This window comes from Streptomyces sp. NPDC018610, assembly GCF_044391765.1.
Taxonomy (GTDB): domain Bacteria; phylum Actinomycetota; class Actinomycetes; order Streptomycetales; family Streptomycetaceae; genus Streptomyces.
Window position 1 is genome coordinate 341,468 of record NZ_JBISAL010000008.1, and the last position, 17,999, is coordinate 359,466.

Below are 17,999 nucleotides of genomic sequence, written 5' to 3' on the forward strand. Positions count from 1 at the left end.
GGCCCCGCCCCCCGCCGCCCCCGCCTCCGGGGGCCGGGCCGCCACCCCCCCCCCCCCCCCCCCGGGGGGGGGGCCCCGGGGGGGCCCCCCCCCGCCCCCGCGCATTCCCCCCGCCCGTCGTGCCGCGGCCGTCGCAGACGCGCTTGGAGGATCCTCCCAGGAGACCGCTGACCAGCCTGGATGTTCTGTCGGGAGCCGACCGCGCCCGGGGCATGGGACAATGAAGTACGTGCTCTTTCCCCCTGGCGGTCCTGCCAGGGGGTCACCTCTGATCGACTGGGATGTGCAGCACGTGCGTTTCCTCAACGACATCCAGCCCGCGTACGACCTGACGTACGACGACGTCTTCATGGTGCCGAGCCGCAGCGCGGTCGGCTCGCGTCAGGGCGTGGACCTCAGCTCCCCGGACGGCACGGGCACCACCATCCCGCTGGTCGTCGCCAACATGACCGCGATCGCCGGCCGCCGCATGGCCGAGACCGTGGCCCGCCGCGGCGGAATGGTGGTCATTCCGCAGGACATCCCGATCGACGTCGTCACCGACGTGGTCACCTGGGTCAAGGGCCGCCACCACGTCCTCGACACCCCCATCGTGCTCGCACCGCACCAGACGGTCGCCGACGCCCTCGCCCTGCTGCCCAAGCGCGCGCACAACGCCGGCGTGGTCGTCGACGAGGACCACCGGCCCGTCGGCGTGGTCACCGACCGGGACCTCACCGGCGTCGACCGCTTCACCCAGCTCGAAGTGGTCATGAGCAAGGACCTGCTGCTCCTGGACGCGGACATCGACCCGCGCGAGGCCTTCAACACCCTCGACCACCACAACCGGCGCTACGCGCCCGCCGTCGACGAGAACGGCCGCCTGGCCGGCATCCTCACCCGCAACGGCGCCCTGCGCGCCACGCTCTACACCCCCGCCACCGACGACCGGGGCGGGCTCCGCATCGCCGCCGCCGTGGGCATCAACGGCGACGTGGCGGGCAAGGCCAAGCAGCTCCTCGACGCCGGCGTGGACACCCTCGTCATCGACACCGCGCACGGCCACCAGGAGTCGATGATCAGCGCGGTCAAGCTGGTCCGCGCCCTCGACCCGCAGGTCCCGATCGTCGCCGGCAACATCGTCTCCGCCGAGGGCGTCAAGGACCTGATCGACGCGGGCGCCGACATCATCAAGGTCGGCGTCGGCCCCGGCGCGATGTGCACCACGCGGATGATGACCGGCGTGGGCCGGCCGCAGTTCTCCGCCGTCCTGGAGTGCGCCGCCGAGGCGAGGAAGTACGGCAAGCACGTGTGGGCCGACGGCGGCGTCCGCCACCCGCGCGACGTGGCCATGGCGCTCGCGGCAGGCGCGTCCAACGTGATGATCGGCTCCTGGTTCGCGGGCACCTACGAGTCGCCGGGCGACCTCCAGCAGGACGCGAGCGGCCGCCTCTACAAGGAGTCGTTCGGCATGGCCTCCGCGCGCGCGGTCGCCAACCGCACCTCGGAGGAGTCGGCGTACGACCGCGCCCGCAAGGCGCTGTTCGAGGAGGGCATCTCCACCTCGCGGATGTTCCTCGACCCGGCCCGCCCGGGCGTCGAGGACCTGATCGACGCGATCATCGCGGGCGTCCGCTCCTCCTGCACCTACGCCGGCGCCGCCTCCCTGGAGGAGTTCGCCGACAAGGCCATCGTCGGCATCCAGAGCGCGGCCGGTTACGCCGAGGGCAAGCCGCTGCACGCCAGCTGGAACTGAGCCGGACGCTTTCCCCAGCACGGCCCCCGCTGTCCCGGTGACGGGTGAGCGGGGGCCGTGCCGCGTTCCGGTGACGGGTGAGCGGGGGCCGTGCCGCGTTCCTGGCCGCCGAGGCGAAAGGGACGGTCCCCCATGTCCCGTGCGCAACGGTCGAAAGCGCCCGCGCAACGAACACCCGCCCCGCGCCGAGGAACGCAACGATCATGCGGAGATGCGCAAGGTTGCTGCATTACAAGTGCGATGCTCTGACTCATAGGGTCTGCTGCTGTACGTGGCGCGGCAGGGACCCCGCTCGGTGGGTCCCCGCGGGACGGGCGCCACCGGTCCCCGCCGCTGAAGACCCGCAGCGACAAGGAGCCGCGCGTGCTGGACCAAAGCGCACCGCCGCACGACCGCACCACCACCGTCCCCCCGTCCGTCGGTGCGCGCCTGATGCGTCGCAAGCCCGTGGAACGCCTGGTCGCCGAGGGTGGCCAGGGCGAGGGAGGAACCCTCAGGCGGTCCCTGGGCCTGTGGCAGCTCACCATGATCAGCATCGGCGCCACCCTCGGCACCGGTATCTTCGTGGTCCTCGGCGAGGCCGTGCCCAAGGCGGGCCCCGCCGTCACGCTCTCCTTCGTGATCGCCGGCCTCACCGCGCTGTTCTCGGCCCTGTCGTACGCCGAACTGGCCGGCACCATCCCGGTCTCCGGCTCCTCCTACTCGTACGCATACGCAACCATGGGCGAGCTGATCGCCTGGGTGTGCGGCTGGTGCCTGCTGCTGGAGTACGGCGTGTCGGTGGCCGCCGTGGCCGTCGGCTGGGGCGAGTACCTCAACGAACTGCTCAAGGGCACCATCGGCGTCACCATTCCGGCCGCGCTGTCCGCGCCGCCCGGCGACGGCGGCGTCTTCAACCTGCCGGCGCTGATCGTCGTCCTGCTGGCGATGGCCTTCCTGATGGGCGGCGCCAAGGAGTCCGCGCGCGCCAACACCATCATGGTGTGCGTGAAGATCGCCTCGCTGGTGCTGTTCTGCGCCATCGGCGTCCAGGGCTTCCGCTCGGGCAACTACTCCCACTTCATGCCGCTCGGCATGGGCGGCGTCAGCGCGGCGGGCGCGACGCTGTTCTTCTCCTACATCGGCTTCGACGCCGCCTCCACCGCCGGCGAGGAGGCCAAGAACGCCCAGCGCGACCTGCCCCGCGCGATCATGCTCTCGCTGGTCATCGTCACCGCCCTGTACGTCCTCGTCGCCGCCGTCGCCGTGGGCGCGAAGCCCTGGCGCCAGTTCGGCGACTCGGAGGCGGCCCTCGCCCAGATCATGCGCGAGGTCACCGGCCAGACCTTCTGGGGCACCCTGCTGGCCGCCTGCGCGGTCGTCGCCATCGCCAGCGTCGTCCTCACCGTGCTCTACGGCCAGACCCGCATCCTGTTCGCGATGTCCCGCGACGGCCTGGTGCCCAAGGTCTTCTCCCGCGTCCACCCGAAGACGGGCGCGCCGCGCGTCAACACCGTGATCGTGTCCCTGTTCTGCGGCGTGCTGGCCGCCGCCGTACCGCTGGGCCAGCTCGCCGACGCCACCAGCATCGGCACGCTCTTCGCCTTCGCGCTCGTCAACGTGGCCGTCGTGGTGCTGCGCCGGACCCGTCCCGGTATGCGCCGCACCTTCCGCGTGCCGCTGTCCCCGCTGCTGCCGGCCGTGGGCTTCGTCCTGTGCGTGTGGATGATGGGCAGCCTGTCCGCCGTCACCTGGGTGGTCTTCGGAATCTGGATGGCGGTCGGGCTCGTGTTCTACTTCGGGTACGGCTACCGCCGCTCCCGACTCGCCCCATCATCCGAGAAGTGAACCACCGACTGTGCTGAACGATCTCGACGAACGCATCGTGCACGCCCTCGCCGAGGACGCCCGCCGCTCCTACGCGGACATCGGGCAGCTCGTCGGCCTGTCGGCGCCCGCCGTGAAGCGGCGCGTGGACAGGCTGCGGGCCACCGGGGCCATCACCGGCTTCACCGTCCGCGTCGACCCCGCCGCACTGGGCTGGGAGACCGAGGGCTACGTCGAGATCCACTGCCGGCGCAACACCTCCCCGGAGACCATCCAGCGGGGCCTGGAGCGCTACCAGGAGGTCGTGTCCGCGTCCACCGTCACCGGTGACGCGGACGCCATCGCCCAGGTCTTCGCCGCCGACATGCGCCACTTCGAACGAGTCCTCGAACGCATCGCGGGCGAGCCGTTCGTGGAACGCACCAAGTCGGTCCTGGTCCTCTCCCCGCTCCTGCGCCGCTACTCGTCGGGCTCCCCGACATGACCCCTCGGCACGGCCGCCAGGGCCTCTGGTTCGGATCATGCCGGGCTCGCGTGTCCTGGCACCCGATCCGGCCTGATCCGGCCTGATCCGGCTGCTCCGGCTGATCCGAACGAAAGACCCGGGCCGTCCCGCCCACCCGCACCGCCCCCGGCCCGCCGATGACAGGCACGGGGGCGGAGGCATGCCCGGGCGGCGCCCGCGGCCGGCTCCGGCAGGCAGACGGCCCGCCGACGGGGCAGCAGGGGCAGGCGCCGCGCCGGGTCACAACGGCGAGCAGGTCCCCGCACCCGTGGGGGTCGGGGGCGCGAACCCCGCCGGATCCGGGGCGGAGCCTTAAGGGCCGGTGACCCTTCACGCGACCGAGGCCGAGCGGTCGGGCGGCGAAAACCGCGGGCACGACCCGCCGCGCAACGAATCGCCGTACGCCCGCTCCCGTACGCAACGAACCCCGCACTCCCGCGCAACGGCGACCGCTTGTACCCCCCATCCACCTGCCCGTACCGTCTAACCGCCCCCCGAAGAACCCCCTCACCGCGAGGAACGCATGCGCACCGCCCTGCTCCAGAGCTCCGGCCGCCCCGGCTCCATCGCCGAGAACCTCGAGGTCCTCGACGCGGCGGCCGCCCGTGCCGCAGCCGCGGGCGCCGCGCTCCTCCTCGCCCCCGAGATGTTCCTGACCGGCTACGCCATCGGCGACGAGGTCGCCCGCCTCGCCGAGCCCGCCGACGGCGAGGCCGCCGACGCGATCGCCGAGCTGGCGACGCGGCACGGCCTCGCGGTCGCCTACGGCTACCCGGAGCGCGCCGGCGCGTCCGTCTTCAACTCCGCCCAGCTGATCTCCGCCGACGGCGTCCGCCTCGCCAACCACCGCAAGACCCACCTCTTCGGCGACTTCGAGCAGGGCCACTTCACCCCCGGCGAGCAGCCGGTCGTCCAGGCCGAGTTGAACGGCCTGACCGTGGGCATCCTGATCTGCTACGACGTGGAGTTCCCGGAGAACGTGCGCGGCCACGCCCTGGCCGGCACCGACCTCCTGCTCGTCCCGACGGCGCTGATGCACCCCTTCCAGTTCGTCGCCGAGTCCCTCGTGCCGGTGCGCGCCTTCGAGAACCAGATGTACGTCGCGTACGCCAACCGCACCGGCCAGGAGGGCGAGTTCGAGTTCGCCGGACTGTCCGCGCTCGCCGGGCCCGACGGCATCGCCCGCGCCCGCGCCGGACGCGGCGAGGAGCTGGTCCTCGCCGACGTGGACCCGGCCTTCCTCGCCGCCTCCCGCGAGACCAACCCGTACCTGAAGGACCGCCGCCCCGGCCTGTACGGGTCCCTCGTCTGAACCCCCCTCAGCCTCCCCCCAGTTCTTCCCGCGCAAGGAGTCCGTACCCCATGACGTCCACGGTGCCCAACGCCGTCGAGCACGCCGACGAGCAGCAGCCGCCGATCACCATGTTCGGCCCGGACTTCCCCTACGCCTACGACGACTTCCTCGCCCACCCGGCCGGCCTCGGCCAGATACCCGCCACCGAACTCGGCACCGAGGTAGCGGTCGTCGGCGGCGGCCTCTCCGGCATCGTCGCCGCCTACGAGCTGATGAAGATGGGCCTGAAGCCCGTCGTCTACGAGGCCGACCGGATCGGCGGCCGGCTGCGCACCGTCGGCTTCGAGGGCTGCGACGAGTCGCTGACCGCCGAGATGGGCGCCATGCGCTTCCCGCCCTCCTCCACCGCCCTTCAGCACTACATCGACCTGGTCGGCCTGACCACCCGCCCCTTCCCCAACCCGCTCGCGGAGGCGACCCCGTCGACCGTCGTCGACCTCAAGGGCGAGTCGCACTACGCCGAGACGATCGACGACCTGCCGCAGGTCTACCGGGACGTCGCCGACGCCTGGAACAAGTGCCTCGAAGAGGGCGCGGACTTCTCCGACATGAACCGCGCCATGCGCGAGCGGGACGTCCCGCGCATCCGCGAGATCTGGGCGAAGCTGGTCGAGAAGCTGGACAACCAGACCTTCTACGGCTTCCTCTGCGACTCGGACGCGTTCAAGTCCTTCCGGCACCGCGAGATCTTCGGCCAGGTCGGCTTCGGCACCGGCGGCTGGGACACCGACTTCCCCAACTCCATCCTGGAGATCCTGCGCGTCGTCTACACCGAGGCCGACGACCACCACCGCGGCATCGTCGGCGGCTCCCAGCAGCTGCCGCTGCGCCTGTGGGAGCGCGAGCCGGAGAAGATCGTCCACTGGCCGTACGGCACCTCGCTGAAGTCGCTGCACGTGGCCGGCGAGCCGCGCCCGGCCGTGACCCGGCTGAACCGGACCGCGGGCAACCGGATCACCGTGACGGACGCCGACGGCGACATCCGCACCTACCGGGCGGCGATCTTCACCGCGCAGTCCTGGATGCTGCTGTCGAAGATCCAGTGCGACGACGAGCTGTTCCCGATCGACCACTGGACGGCGATCGAGCGCACCCACTACATGGAGTCCAGCAAGCTCTTCGTGCCCGTGGACCGGCCGTTCTGGCTGGACAAGGCCGTCGACGACCGCGGGAACCCGACCGGCCGGGACGTCATGTCGATGACGCTCACCGACCGGATGACCCGCGGCACGTACCTGCTCGACGACGGCCCGGACAAGCCCGCCGTCATCTGCCTCTCCTACACCTGGTGCGACGACAGCCTCAAGTGGCTGCCGCTGTCCGCGAAGGAGCGGATGGAGGTCATGCTGAAGTCGCTCGGCGAGATCTACCCGGACGTCGACATCCGGGGGCACATCATCGGCAACCCGGTGACGGTCTCCTGGGAGAACGAGCCCTACTTCATGGGCGCGTTCAAGGCCAACCTGCCCGGCCACTACCGCTACCAGCGGCGCCTGTTCACGCACTTCATGCAGGACCGGCTGCCCGAGGACAAGCGGGGTATCTTCCTGGCCGGCGACGACATCTCCTGGACGGCTGGCTGGGCCGAGGGGGCCGTGCAGACCGCGCTGAACGCGGTGTGGGGCGTCATGCACCACCTCGGCGGGAACACCGACGCCACCAACCCCGGCCCGGGCGACGTCTACGACGAGATCGCGCCCGTCGAACTACCCGAGGACTGACGCCCGTCGCGGGCGGTCACAGTCCGGCCGCCCGCGCCGTCTCGTACACCTGAGCGGCGACGTCCTTCAGTTCCTCCGCGTCGCGCGGGGTGCTCTGCAGGTCGACCAGGATCTCCTGGAGGCCCAGTTCCGCGTAGGGGAGGAGATCCTCGACGATCTGCTCCGCGTCGCCGTGGAAGGGACGCCGGCCGGCGCCTTCGAGGGCCTTGGCCGAGTGGCGGGCGTTCGTCCTGAGCACCGTGCGCAACGGCTGCTGCCGGCCGCGCTCGGCGGCCAGGTCCTGGAGCGCGTGCCACTGGTCGGCGACCTGCTCCAGGCCGGTGGCGGTGGGCAGCCAGCCGTCGGCGTGCTCGACCAGCCGCTCGCGCGCCCTGCCGGTGCCGGCGGCCAGCAGGATCGGGACGGGCCGGGCGGGCTTGGGGCCGACCACGGCCGAGTCGATCGTGGTGAGCCGGCCGTTGTGCCGCACCGGGTCCGGGCCCCACACCGCGCGGCAGACGTCGATCACCTCGTCCAGCACCCGCCCGCGCTCCTTGATCGGCCGGATCCCCGAGGCCGCGTACTCGTCGAGGGACCAGCCGGTGCCGAAGCCGGCGATCACCCGGCCGCCGCTGGCCGCGTCGAGCGAGGCGAGGGCCTTGGCGAGCTGGAAGGGCGCGTGCAGCGGGGCGACGAGGACGCTGCTGCCCAGCTCGACGCGTTCGGTGGCCGCCGCGGCCAGGGTGAGCGTGACGAGCGGGTCGGCCACATGCCGGTACGAGTCGGGCCATGGCAGGCCCTCGACGCCGTACAGCCCCTGGGTGGCGGGCTCGGGGAACAGGGCCCGCTCGTACACCCACACGCTGTCGTAGCCGATGCGCTCGGCGGCGCATGCCACGTCGGGCACGTCCCTGCCGAGGTCGTACTGGCGGTTCTGCGGGAGGCCCAGCCCCAGCCGTGTCGCCATGCCGGTGTGCTCCTTCGTGATCGACGGTGCCCACCGGTCAACGTACAGTGATCGCGCGGGAGTTCCCGGCAGGTCAGGTCAGGAAGGGCCCGGCGCGTCAGTCGACGGCGCGGGCGGGCCGGTCCGGCAGCGGGGTGAGCATCATGCGTCCGGCGAAGCCGACCGCCGCGTCCAGCCGCTGGGTGAACTCCTCGGCCACCTCGGGCAGCCGGCGCAGCGCCCACAGGGCCCGCGCGGCCGACCAGGCGGCCTCCCGGGCCCGCTCCAGGCTCCAGGCGCCCAGCAGATGGGTGAGCGGGTCGGCGATCTGCAGCAGGTCGGGGCCCGGCATCAGATCCTCGCGGACCTGTTCCTCCAGCGCTGCCAGGAGGTCGCCCACGCGGTCGAAGTCGGCCTCCAGGTCGGCCGGTTCGCACTCCAGGACGTGGCAGGCGTCCACGACGGCCAGGGCCAGGTCGTGCCCGATGTGCGCGTTGACGCCGGCCAGCGCGAACTGCAGCGGGCGTACCCCGGGATGCCGGCGGAACTGGAACAGCGGCCGCCAGCAGGCGGGCGGGCGCCGCCCCTCGGCCGCCGCGTCCACGGCGGCGAGGTACCGCTCGGCGAACCGGACGTCGAGCGTGGCGGCGGCCCGCGGGTCCGCGAAGCGGCCCGCCGTCAGGCGGTGGCCGACCGCCTCGGTGACGGCGAGGTAGACCCGGTTGAAGACCGCGATCCCGTCCCGCTCCGGCAGCGCGGCGGCCAGGCCGCGCATCCGGGCGAGGGCCGCGTCCACGGTGTCCGGGTGGCGGGTGAGTCGTGCCGATTGCCCCATGGGGGCAGCGTCCCAGGCCCGCCCCGGCCGGGGCGCCGACGGGCCCGGCGCTTCCCCGGAACGGGGGAACCGGCACACCGCCCCGGGGCGCCCGGGACCGGCTCCGACCGTCGCCGCACGCGCCACGGCGCCCGTCCCCTGGATCCGGGGACGGGCGCCGTGGCGCGTGCGGGAGCCGCCGGCGAGCCTGCCGCGAGCCGCCCGGGGGCGGTCTGTGCGGCCGGTCTCCTCTCCGGCTACGGCTCGGTCCGCGGCGGGGCCGCCTTCCCCGGCGCGTCGTACGTGGACGTGCCCTCGTCCAGGAGCGGTTCCTGCTTCTTCAGGTGCGCGGGCGCGAAGGCGCGCAGCGCGTGGTAGCCGGTGATGACGACGATCGTGCCGAGCGCGATGCCGCTAAGGGAGAAGGTGTCGGTGAACTTCATGCTGACGTTGCCGACGCCGATGATGATGCCCGCCGCGGCCGGCACCAGGTTCAGCGGATTGCGCAGGTCGACCTTGGCGTTGATCCAGATCTGCGCGCCGAGCAGGCCGATCATGCCGTACAGGATGACGGTGATGCCGCCGAGGACGCCGCCGGGGATCGCGGCGACGACGGCGCCGAACTTCGGGCAGATGCCGAACAGCAGCGCGAAGCCGGCGGCGGCCCAGTAGGCGGCGGTGGAGTAGACGCGGGTGGCGGCCATCACGCCGATGTTCTCGGAGTACGTGGTGTTGGGCGGTCCGCCGACCGCCGTCGACAGCACCGAGGCGACGCCGTCCGCCGAGATGGCCGTGCCGAGCTTGTCGTCGAGCGGGTCGCCGGTCATCTCGCCGACCGCCTTCACGTGCCCGGCGTTCTCCGCGACCAGCGCGATGACGACGGGCAGCGCCACCAGGATCGCCGACCAGTGGAAGGCCGGTCCGTGGAAGGTCGGCAGCCCGATCCAGTCGGCCTTGCCGACGCCGGAGAGGTCCAGGCGCCAGTGGTCGGTGACCTTGCCCGCCCCGTCCACGGAGTGGATCCTGCCGAAGATCCGGTCCAGGGCCCAGGACAGGGCGTACCCGAAGACCAGGCCGAGGAAGATCGCGATGCGGGACCAGAAGCCGCGCAGGCAGACGACGGCCAGTCCGGTGAACAGCATCACCAGCAGCGCCGTCCACTGGTCCTGCGGCCAGTAGGTGGAGGCGGTCACCGGGGCGAGGTTGAAGCCGATCAGCATCACCACCGCACCGGTGACGATCGGCGGCATCGCGGCGTGGATGATCCGCGCCCCGAATCGCTGGACGGCGAGACCGACCAGGAACAGCACGGCTCCGACGACGAGCACGGCGCCGGTCACGGTCGCGCTCGTGCCGCCCTGGGCCCGGATCACCGCCGCGACGCCCACGAACGACAGTGAGCAGCCCAGGTAGCTGGGCACCCGGCCGCGGGTGGCGAGCAGGAAGATCACGGTCGCGACGCCCGACATCATGATCGCGAGGTTGGGGTCGAGACCCATGAGCACGGGGGCCACGAAGGAGGCGCCGAACATGGCCACGACGTGCTGGGCGCCGAGCCCGATCGTGCGGGGCCAGGAGAGCCGTTCGTCGGGCCGGACCACCGCTCCGGGTGCGGGCGTGCGCCCGTCACCGTGCAGTTTCCAGCGCACGCCGAGGTCCATGGTGGGGTTTCGCTTTCTCTGTGCGTGAGGTTGTCCGAAAACCATTGTCGGGGGTGCCCGGCGATGCTCCGTCCGGCGCTCCGCCCGGGGACCGTGCTGAGCGACCGCTTAGGATGGCCGTGTACCACCGCACCACCGCACCCCAGGAGTACCGCCGTGACCGTCGAAGCACCCGCCGCCCCCGCCCTGTCGCATGGTCGGCTGATCCCCGTCGAGGTGCACTTCGACGACCTGGACGCGCTCGGCCTGCTGCACAACGCGCGCTGTCCGGTGCTGGTGGAGCGCGCCTGGTCGGAGCTGTGGAGCGGGCACGGTTTCCGCTTCGAGGGCGACTGGGCCGCCGCCGGGGACGCCTGCAACGCGGTCAAGGAACTGCGGATCACCTACGAGGCGCCGGTGACGCGGCCCGGCGGGTACGCCGTCCACCTGTGGCTGGAACGGCTCGGCACCACCGGCCTGACGTACGGCTTCCGGTTCTGCTCGGCCGACGGCGCGGTGACGTACGCCCACGGCACCCGCGTCCTGGTCCGGCTGGACTCGGCGACCCTGTGCCCCGCCCCGTGGAGCGAGCGGTTCAGGGCCGCGGGCCGGGAACTGCTGCGGCCGGCGGACTGACCCTCGGGCGGTCCCGGTCGCCCGCCCGCAGCACCCCGGCGAAGGCGGCGAGCCCGCACGCCAGCACCGTCACCAGGCCGAACGACACCACCAGGCTCGTCGCCTGGGCGAGCCCGCCGATCGCGCTCGGCGCGACCAGCCCGGAGGTGTAGGTGATGGTCGCGACACCGGCGATGGCCTGGCTCGGGTTCGGCCCGCTGCGCCCGGCCGCCGCGAAGCACAGCGGCACGACGACCGCGATGCCGAGACCCATCAGCGCGAACCCGGTCATCGCCACCGCCGGATGGCCCGCCAGGACGACCAGCAGACCGCCGAGGACGGCCAGGACGCCGCTCGCCCGCACCGTGCGCACCGAGCCGAACCGGTCCACCACCCGGTCGCCGGCGATCCGGGCGACGGCCATGGTCAGGGTGAAACCCGTGGTGCAGGCCGCGGCGAGCCCCGCCGAGGTGTCCAGCTGGTGGCGCAGGTAGACCGCCGACCAGTCCAGGCTCGCGCCCTCCGCGAACACCGCGCAGAATCCGATCGCGCCGATCAGCAGCGCCGACTTCGGCGGCAGCGCGAACCGCGGCGGCGGCTCCTCGTCCTCGGCCGGCTGGAGGTCCAGGACCCAGGTGCAGGCCACCTGGCCCAGCACGGTGAGGACCCCGGCCGCGAGGACGTGGTGCAGGCGGGCGTCCGCGCCCAGGTGCGCGGCGAGCGTCCCGGCCGCCGAGCCGATCAGGGCGCCGGCGCTCCACATGCCGTGCAGCCCGGACATGATCGAGCGGCCGAGCCGGTTCTCCACCTCCACGCCCAGGGCGTTCATCGCGACGTCCGACATGCCCGCCGAGGCGCCGTAGACGAACAGCGCCAGGCACAGGGTGGGGAGGTCGGGGGAGAGGGCGGGCAGGGCCAGCGACAGCGTCCACAGGGCGAGCAGTCCGCGCAGGGCGGCGCGGGCGCCGAAGCGGTGACTGACGCGGCCCGCCAGCGGCATCGCGAGGGACGCGCCGAGCGCCGGGAACGCGAGTGCGAGGCCCAACTGCCCGGCGCTGACCGAGGCGTGCTCCTGGATCCACGGCACCCGGGTCGCGAACGAGCCGGTGACGGCGCCGTGCGCGGCGAAGACGGCCGCCACGGCGTACCGGGCGCGCCGCACCTCGCGCTGTTCGTAGACCACTGCTGTCATTCTCCGGCCCCTTCTGGGCGCTGAGCCGTTCCCCGGAGGAACGGCGGGTGTGCTGAACGCGACGTAAACTATCAGGGACCCTTCCTGATGGATAGGGGAAGCGCGGCCGCCCCCGGGGCGGCCCAGTCGATCTGGGAGGATTCCCGGCATGCCCGCATCCCCGAGCACCGCCCGGGCCATCAACGACCGGCTCGCCCTGCGGCTGCTGCAGCAGGAAGGGCCGTTGACGGCAGGACAGTTGAAGCAGCTCACCGGCCTGTCCCGGCCGACGGTCGCCGATCTGGTGGACCGCCTGGCGGTCTCCGGCCTGATCACCGTGGTGGGGGAGTCCGGCGAGCAGCGGCGCGGCCCGAACGCACGGCTGTACGGCATCGTCGCCGACCGCGCCCACCTCGCCGCCCTCGACGTGCGCACCGAGAGCGTCTCCGTGACGGTGACCGACCTGCTCGGGCGGGAGCTGGCCGAGGCGGCCGTGCCGATCGGCGGGGACACCGGGACCGGACCGGCCGTGGAGCAGGCGGTCGCCCTGGTGGAGCGGGCCGCGAAGGAGGCGGGCGCCGAGCGGCTGCACACGGTCGCCATCGGCGCGCCCGGCCTCATCGACCCGGTCACCGGCGAGCTGCGCGACTCCACGGGCCTGCCCGAGTGGCACCGCCGGCTGGTCGCCGCCCTCCAGGAACGGCTGCCGCACGCCGCCGTCATCGTCGAGAACGAGACCAACCTCGCCGCGCTGGCCGAGCAGCGCGAAGGCGCCGCCCGGGGGCGGGACACCTTCGTCCTGCTCTGGCTCGGCAACGGCACGGGCGCGGCCGTGGTCCTGGACGGCGTGCTGCGCCGCGGGGCGTCCGGCGGCACCGGCGAGATCGGATTCCTGCCCGTGCCGGGCACCCGGGGCCTGCCCTCGGCGACGGACTGCGCGGGCGGCTTCCACTCCCTGGCCGGCGCGGCGGCCGTGACCGAACTGGCCTCGGAGCACGGGCTCGTGGGGGCCCCGGCGGCGGAACTGGTACGGCGGGCGGCCGCCGACACCGCCGGGGCCGCGTCCTTCCTGGACGCCCTCGCCGACCGCGTCGCCCTCGGCGCCGCCTCGGTGGCGGCCGTCCTGGATCCCGGGTGCGTGGTCCTGGGCGGCGAGGTCGGCCGGGCCGGCGGCGCGGCGCTCGCCGGGCGCGTGGCCGACCGCGTGCGGCGGATGTCGCCGCTGCCCCTGGAGGTACGACCGGGGGAACTCGGCGGCGGCGCGGTGCTGCGCGGAGCGCTCATCACGGCCCGGGACCGTGCCCAGGACTCCTTGTTCACGCCCCCCGCCCACGCGCTCGCCTGACCGCTCGACGCCCCCGCTCATGCGCTCGCCTGACCGGTCGACGCCCTGCGGCGGCCCGCGTCGGACCGGCCGCCCGTCCCGCCCCCGCCGAGCCCGCCGTGCCCTGCCCAGCCCCTGTCAGGGGGGCGCGGGAGGGGCGTCGCCTCAGTCGTGCAGTGCCGTGCCGAACCGCGCCGTCAGGTACTCCTCGAACGTCCGCTTCCCCGCCGCGTGGCCCGGGGCGAGGTGACCGCCCTCCCGGAACGCCCGGTACGTCCTCCCCGGGAGCGGCAGGTTCAGGATCGGGCGGTGGCGGCCCACGGCCCGGAGATAGGCGCGGGCGAGGGACTCCAGGGAGCGCACCTCGGGACCGCCCATGTCCGGGACCCGGCCCGCCGGTCCGGCCTGCGCCAGTTCGGCGAGCCGGCCGGCGACCTCCGCCACCTCGACCGGCTGATCGCCCACGCCGGCCGGGAGCAGCATCACCGGCGGCTTGGCGAGCGGTTCGAAGACGCTCACCAGCAGGTCGTGGAACTGGGTGGCGCGCAGCACGGTCCAGCCCAGGCCCGACTCCTCGACCAGCCGCTCCACGGCGTGCTTGGTCTGGTAGTAGCCGTACGGCACCCGGTCGACGCCCACGATGGAGATGTAGAGCAGATGGGGCACCCGCGCCCGGCGCGCCGCGGCGATCAGGTGGGCGGCGGCCTCCTCGTCGCCGCCGCGGGTCGAACTCGCGCAGTGCACGACCGTGTCCACGCCCGTGACGGCCTCCTCCAGCGCGGGCCCGCCCTCGCGGAGGTCGACGGCGTGGGGCCGACTGTGCCGGCTGAGCACCCGTGCCTCGTGCCCGTCCGCGCGCAGCCGCTCCGCGACGAGCCGGCCGAGTGTTCCGGTGCCGCCGGTCACCAGGATCGTGGTCATGTCGTTCAGCCCTCCGGACATCGGCGCTCCCCGGTGGAACGCCTCTCACGGACCAGGACGGCGCGGCGCCGCGCGAGGTGACGTCGGGCCGTCGCCGACGAGCGTGCCGACGCCGTACGAGGTCCAGCTTGTCCGTGTTCGCCGGTGTCCGCACCTGCTCCGCCGGCGCGGCGGGCGCGGCTCGGTGGCGCCCGCCGCGCCGGCGGGCCGCCCGCCCGCGCGGCCGCCGCCACCGCCCCGTCGGCCCCCGTGTCCGCACTCCCGGCCACCGCGAGCCGGCCGCCCCCGTCTGCGGCGCGGCGTCGAACTCTCGGCGGCCGCACGCCTGTTGACCGCTGTGGTCTAGTCCTTTTAGGGTCTGACTCCTGCACAGGCCGGTCCGGCGGCGGTGACGACGGCCCTTGCCCGCCGCCGGACCTTTCAGGCCCTCGTGCGCGTCCCCGTGCGCGGCGACGTGGCCGGATGGCGTCGGCCCCCGCCGGTGCTGCGCTCTGTGAGCGAGCCCACACCGATCGTCCGTATGGACGTCGATCGGGCGTGGCACACTGGGCCTGTACCAGTAGCAGCGCACTCCGGGGTCGGTGAAAGTCCGAACCGGCGGTTACAGTCCGCGACCCGGTCGCTTCCAGCGGCCGGTTGACCAGGTGAAATTCCTGGACCGACGGTTAAAGTCCGGATGGGAGGCAGTGCGCGGCGGGCGAGCATGCACGCGTGCGCGCCGCCGTCCTCGGGCTCGCCCTCACAGGCGTGGCCCCGTCCGGCGTCGCCCCGAGTGCTCTTCGTCCGTGTCTTCTGTCGTCATCGCGACAGCCCCGGAGTCCGTGCCCGAAGAGGCAGGAGGACCCGGGAAGTGTTCACCGGAATCGTCGAAGAGCTGGGTGAGGTCACCGCCGTCGAGAACCTCGGCGACGCGGCTCGCTTCCGGCTCCGCGGCCCCGTCGTGACCCAGGGCGCGCAGCACGGCGACTCCATCGCCGTGAACGGGGTCTGTCTCACCGTCGTCGAGCACGAGGGCGACGAGTTCACCGCCGACGTGATGGCGGAGACCCTCAAACGCTCCAGCCTCGGCGTCCTCACCACCGGCTCCCGCGTCAACCTCGAACGCCCCACCGCCGTGGGCGCCCGCCTCGGCGGCCACATCGTCCAGGGCCACGTCGACGGCACCGGCACGATCCTCGCGCGCACCCCCTCCGAGCACTGGGAGATCGTGAAGGTCTCGCTGCCGGCGGACCTCGCGCGCTACGTCGTGGAGAAGGGCTCCATCACGGTCGACGGCATCAGCCTCACCGTGGTCGAGGCCGGCGCCGACCACTTCACGGTCAGCCTCATCCCCACCACCCTCGCCCTGACCACCCTCGGCCTCAAGAAGCCCGGCGACCCGGTCAACCTCGAGGTGGACGTCGTCGCCAAGTACGTCGAGCGCCTGCTCGGCGACCGCGCGCGGCGGACCGGCGACGACACGCGGGGGGCCGGCGAGTGAACTGGCTCAACTCCGAGGCCTTCACCCTCCTCGGCCAGCAGATCAAGTGGTCCGACATGATCGGCAACGTCATCGGCCTGATCGGCCTGGCGTTCGGCTGGCGGCGCTCCATATGGAGCTGGCCCACCCAGTTCCTGTCCGGACTGATCCTCTTCGCCGCCTTCTCCACCGCCCACCTCTCCGGCAGCGCCGGCAAGCAGATCGTCGTCATGGTCGTCGCGGTCTACGGCTGGTGGCAGTGGAACCGCGGCAAGGGCCAGGGCGGGGACGGCCACATCGCCGTACGCTTCGCCACCTGGCGCGAGCGCGCCGCCCTGCTCGGCGCCGCGGCCCTCGGCACCCTCGCCGTCGCCGCACTCTTCGAGGCCTACCCGTCCCTCTCCTGGGACCCCTGGCCGGACGCCTACATCTTCGTCGGCACCATCGTCGCCATGTACGCCCAGGCGCGCGGCATGGTGGAGTTCTGGTTCGCCTGGCTGCTCGTCGACGCCGTCGGCGTCCCGCTCAACTTCGCCAACGGCTTCGCCTTCTCCGGCTTCGTCTACGTCATCTACGGCGCGCTCGTCCTGTGGGGCATGCGCGACTGGTGGCTGCGCTCCCGCAGGACCGCGCGGCCCGTCCCGGAAGGAGCGCCCGCATGAGCGCCCACCCGTCCCCCGCCACCGCCCCGACGGAGGCGCTTCGCGCCGTCCCTTCGATCCCGCCCGTCCTCTACGGCTCCGACGACGTCGAGGACTTCACCCTCGACCCGATCGAGCAGGCCGTCGCGGACATCGCCGCCGGCCGCCCGGTCGTGGTCGTCGACGACGAGGACCGGGAGAACGAGGGCGACCTCGTCATCGCCGCCGAGAAGGCGACCCCCGAGATCGTCGCCTTCATGATGAGCGAGTGCCGCGGCCTGATCTGCGCCCCCATGGAGGGCGAGGAACTGGACCGGCTCGAACTGCCGCAGATGGTGGAGCAGAACACCGAGTCGATGAAGACCGCCTTCACGGTCTCCGTCGACGCCTCCGCCGCCCACGGCGTCACCACCGGCATCTCCGCCGTCGACCGCGCCACCACCCTCCGGCTCCTGGCCGGCGGCGCCGCCGAGCCAACCGAGCTGGTCCGCCCCGGCCACGTCTTCCCGCTGCGCGCCCGTCCCGGCGGCGTGCTCGCCCGCGACGGCCACACCGAGGCCGCCGTCGACCTCGCCCGGCTCGCGGGGCTGCGCCCGGCCGGCGCCATCGTGGAGATCGCCGGCGAGGACGGCCGGATGCTCCGCCTGCCCGAACTGCTCCTCTTCGCCCGCAAGCACGGCCTGACGATCATCTCCATCGAGGACCTGATCGCCTACCGCCGGAGCAGCGAGCCCACCGTCCGCCGCGAGGCCGAGGTCCGCCTGCCCACCGCGCACGGCGCCTTCACCGCCTACGGCTACCGCTCCACCGTCGACGGCGTCGAGCACGTCGCCCTCGTCCACGGCGAGATCGGCGACGGCGAGGACGTCCTGGTCCGCGTCCACTCCGAATGCCTGACCGGAGACGTCTTCGGCTCCCTGCGCTGCGACTGCGGCCCCCAGCTGGACGCCTCCCTCGCACGCATCCAGGAGGAAGGCCGGGGCGTGGTGGTCTACCTGCGCGGCCACGAGGGACGCGGCATCGGACTGATGTCCAAGCTGCGGGCGTACGAACTCCAGGAGCGGGGCCGCGACACGCTCGACGCCAACCTCGAACTCGGCCTGCCCGCCGACGCCCGCGACTACGGCGCCGGCGCGCAGATCCTCGCCGACCTCGGGGTGCGCGGCGTCCGTCTGATGACCAACAACCCCGACAAGAGCGACGCGTTGCTGCGCCACGGCATCAAGGTCACCGGCCGCGAGCCGATGCCCGTCCAGGCCGGCGAGCACAACCTCCGCTACCTGCGCACCAAGCGGGACCGGATGGGCCACGACCTGCCCTGGCTGGACACGCCCGCCGTGTCCGGCTGCGCCAACCAGTAAGTACCAG

General features: G+C 73.1%; 15 protein-coding genes and 1 riboswitch. Of the genes, 10 read left to right on the forward strand and 5 right to left on the reverse strand.

The window, feature by feature from the left end; genetic code table 11:
• Positions 1-283: 283 nt before the first annotated feature.
• From ACH5A8_RS22355 to ACH5A8_RS22375, 5 genes are all read left to right on the forward strand, one after another.
• Positions 284-1,735 (forward strand): GuaB1 family IMP dehydrogenase-related protein, encoded by a 1,452-nt coding sequence (locus tag ACH5A8_RS22355; protein ID WP_399004502.1) that lies wholly within the window; start codon positions 284-286, stop codon positions 1,733-1,735.
• 363 nt (positions 1,736-2,098) lie between these two features.
• Complete coding sequence (locus ACH5A8_RS22360; RefSeq protein WP_399004504.1) at positions 2,099-3,562, forward strand: amino acid permease; 1,464 nt, start codon at positions 2,099-2,101, stop codon at positions 3,560-3,562.
• A 10-nt stretch (positions 3,563-3,572) separates the two neighbouring features.
• Entirely contained in the window at positions 3,573-4,025 is a 453-nt protein-coding gene (locus ACH5A8_RS22365; protein ID WP_019983898.1) for an Lrp/AsnC family transcriptional regulator, read from the forward strand.
• A gap of 544 nt (positions 4,026-4,569) precedes the next feature.
• The gene (locus ACH5A8_RS22370; protein WP_399004506.1) at positions 4,570-5,358 is read left to right on the forward strand and encodes a carbon-nitrogen hydrolase family protein; all 789 of its coding nucleotides are present in this window, start codon (positions 4,570-4,572) and stop codon (positions 5,356-5,358) included.
• A gap of 50 nt (positions 5,359-5,408) precedes the next feature.
• Positions 5,409-7,121 (forward strand): flavin monoamine oxidase family protein, encoded by a 1,713-nt coding sequence (locus ACH5A8_RS22375; RefSeq protein ID WP_399004508.1) that lies wholly within the window; start codon positions 5,409-5,411, stop codon positions 7,119-7,121.
• 16 nt (positions 7,122-7,137) lie between these two features.
• Here the strand turns inward: ACH5A8_RS22375 and ACH5A8_RS22380 are convergent, their stop codons facing one another.
• The 3 genes from ACH5A8_RS22380 to ACH5A8_RS22390 all read right to left on the reverse strand — a co-directional run bounded on the left by ACH5A8_RS22380 (position 7,138) and on the right by ACH5A8_RS22390 (position 10,521).
• Positions 7,138-8,067, reverse strand: a complete 930-nt coding sequence (locus tag ACH5A8_RS22380; protein ID WP_399004510.1) for an LLM class F420-dependent oxidoreductase — start codon at positions 8,065-8,067, stop codon at positions 7,138-7,140.
• Positions 8,068-8,164: 97 nt separating this feature from the next.
• Entirely contained in the window at positions 8,165-8,881 is a 717-nt protein-coding gene (locus ACH5A8_RS22385) for a DUF5995 family protein (protein ID WP_399004512.1), read from the reverse strand.
• A gap of 236 nt (positions 8,882-9,117) precedes the next feature.
• Complete coding sequence (locus tag ACH5A8_RS22390; protein WP_399004514.1) at positions 9,118-10,521, reverse strand: uracil-xanthine permease family protein; 1,404 nt, start codon at positions 10,519-10,521, stop codon at positions 9,118-9,120.
• A 156-nt stretch (positions 10,522-10,677) separates the two neighbouring features.
• Here ACH5A8_RS22390 and ACH5A8_RS22395 point away from each other — a divergent pair, with 156 nt between their 5' ends.
• On the forward strand, positions 10,678-11,136 hold the full coding sequence (locus ACH5A8_RS22395) for an acyl-CoA thioesterase (RefSeq protein WP_399004516.1): 459 nt from the start codon (positions 10,678-10,680) through the stop codon (positions 11,134-11,136).
• On the opposite strand, the gene ACH5A8_RS22400 is transcribed toward ACH5A8_RS22395, so the two are convergent.
• On the reverse strand, positions 11,096-12,307 hold the full coding sequence (locus ACH5A8_RS22400) for an MFS transporter (protein ID WP_399004518.1): 1,212 nt from the start codon (positions 12,305-12,307) through the stop codon (positions 11,096-11,098). The genes ACH5A8_RS22395 and ACH5A8_RS22400 overlap by 41 nt on opposite strands.
• A gap of 148 nt (positions 12,308-12,455) precedes the next feature.
• On the opposite strand from ACH5A8_RS22400, the gene ACH5A8_RS22405 reads away from it, so the two are divergent.
• Positions 12,456-13,631, forward strand: coding sequence for an ROK family transcriptional regulator (locus ACH5A8_RS22405; RefSeq protein WP_399004520.1), 1,176 nt, complete (start codon positions 12,456-12,458; stop codon positions 13,629-13,631).
• A 144-nt stretch (positions 13,632-13,775) separates the two neighbouring features.
• Here ACH5A8_RS22405 and ACH5A8_RS22410 read toward each other — a convergent pair whose 3' ends face one another.
• Positions 13,776-14,531 carry an SDR family oxidoreductase gene (locus tag ACH5A8_RS22410; RefSeq protein ID WP_399004640.1) on the reverse strand — a complete coding sequence of 252 codons (756 nt, stop codon included), beginning with the start codon at positions 14,529-14,531 and terminating at the stop codon, positions 13,776-13,778.
• 563 nt (positions 14,532-15,094) lie between these two features.
• Positions 15,095-15,225: riboswitch (FMN riboswitch) on the forward strand.
• A gap of 156 nt (positions 15,226-15,381) precedes the next feature.
• Between ACH5A8_RS22410 and ACH5A8_RS22415 the strand changes: the two genes are divergently transcribed.
• Genes ACH5A8_RS22415 through ACH5A8_RS22425 form a run of 3 tightly spaced genes read left to right on the forward strand, consistent with a single transcriptional unit; the run spans position 15,382 to position 17,992 of the window.
• A complete protein-coding gene (locus ACH5A8_RS22415; RefSeq protein WP_399004522.1) occupies positions 15,382-16,011 on the forward strand; it encodes a riboflavin synthase in 630 nt (209 codons plus the stop codon).
• Positions 16,008-16,652 carry a nicotinamide riboside transporter PnuC gene (locus ACH5A8_RS22420; RefSeq protein ID WP_399004524.1) on the forward strand — a complete coding sequence of 215 codons (645 nt, stop codon included), beginning with the start codon at positions 16,008-16,010 and terminating at the stop codon, positions 16,650-16,652. Before ACH5A8_RS22415 ends, ACH5A8_RS22420 begins: the two co-directional genes overlap by 4 nt.
• The gene (locus ACH5A8_RS22425) at positions 16,649-17,992 is read left to right on the forward strand and encodes a bifunctional 3,4-dihydroxy-2-butanone-4-phosphate synthase/GTP cyclohydrolase II (protein ID WP_399004526.1); all 1,344 of its coding nucleotides are present in this window, start codon (positions 16,649-16,651) and stop codon (positions 17,990-17,992) included. The genes ACH5A8_RS22420 and ACH5A8_RS22425 overlap by 4 nt, the downstream gene beginning before the upstream one ends.
• Positions 17,993-17,999 lie beyond the last annotated feature (7 nt).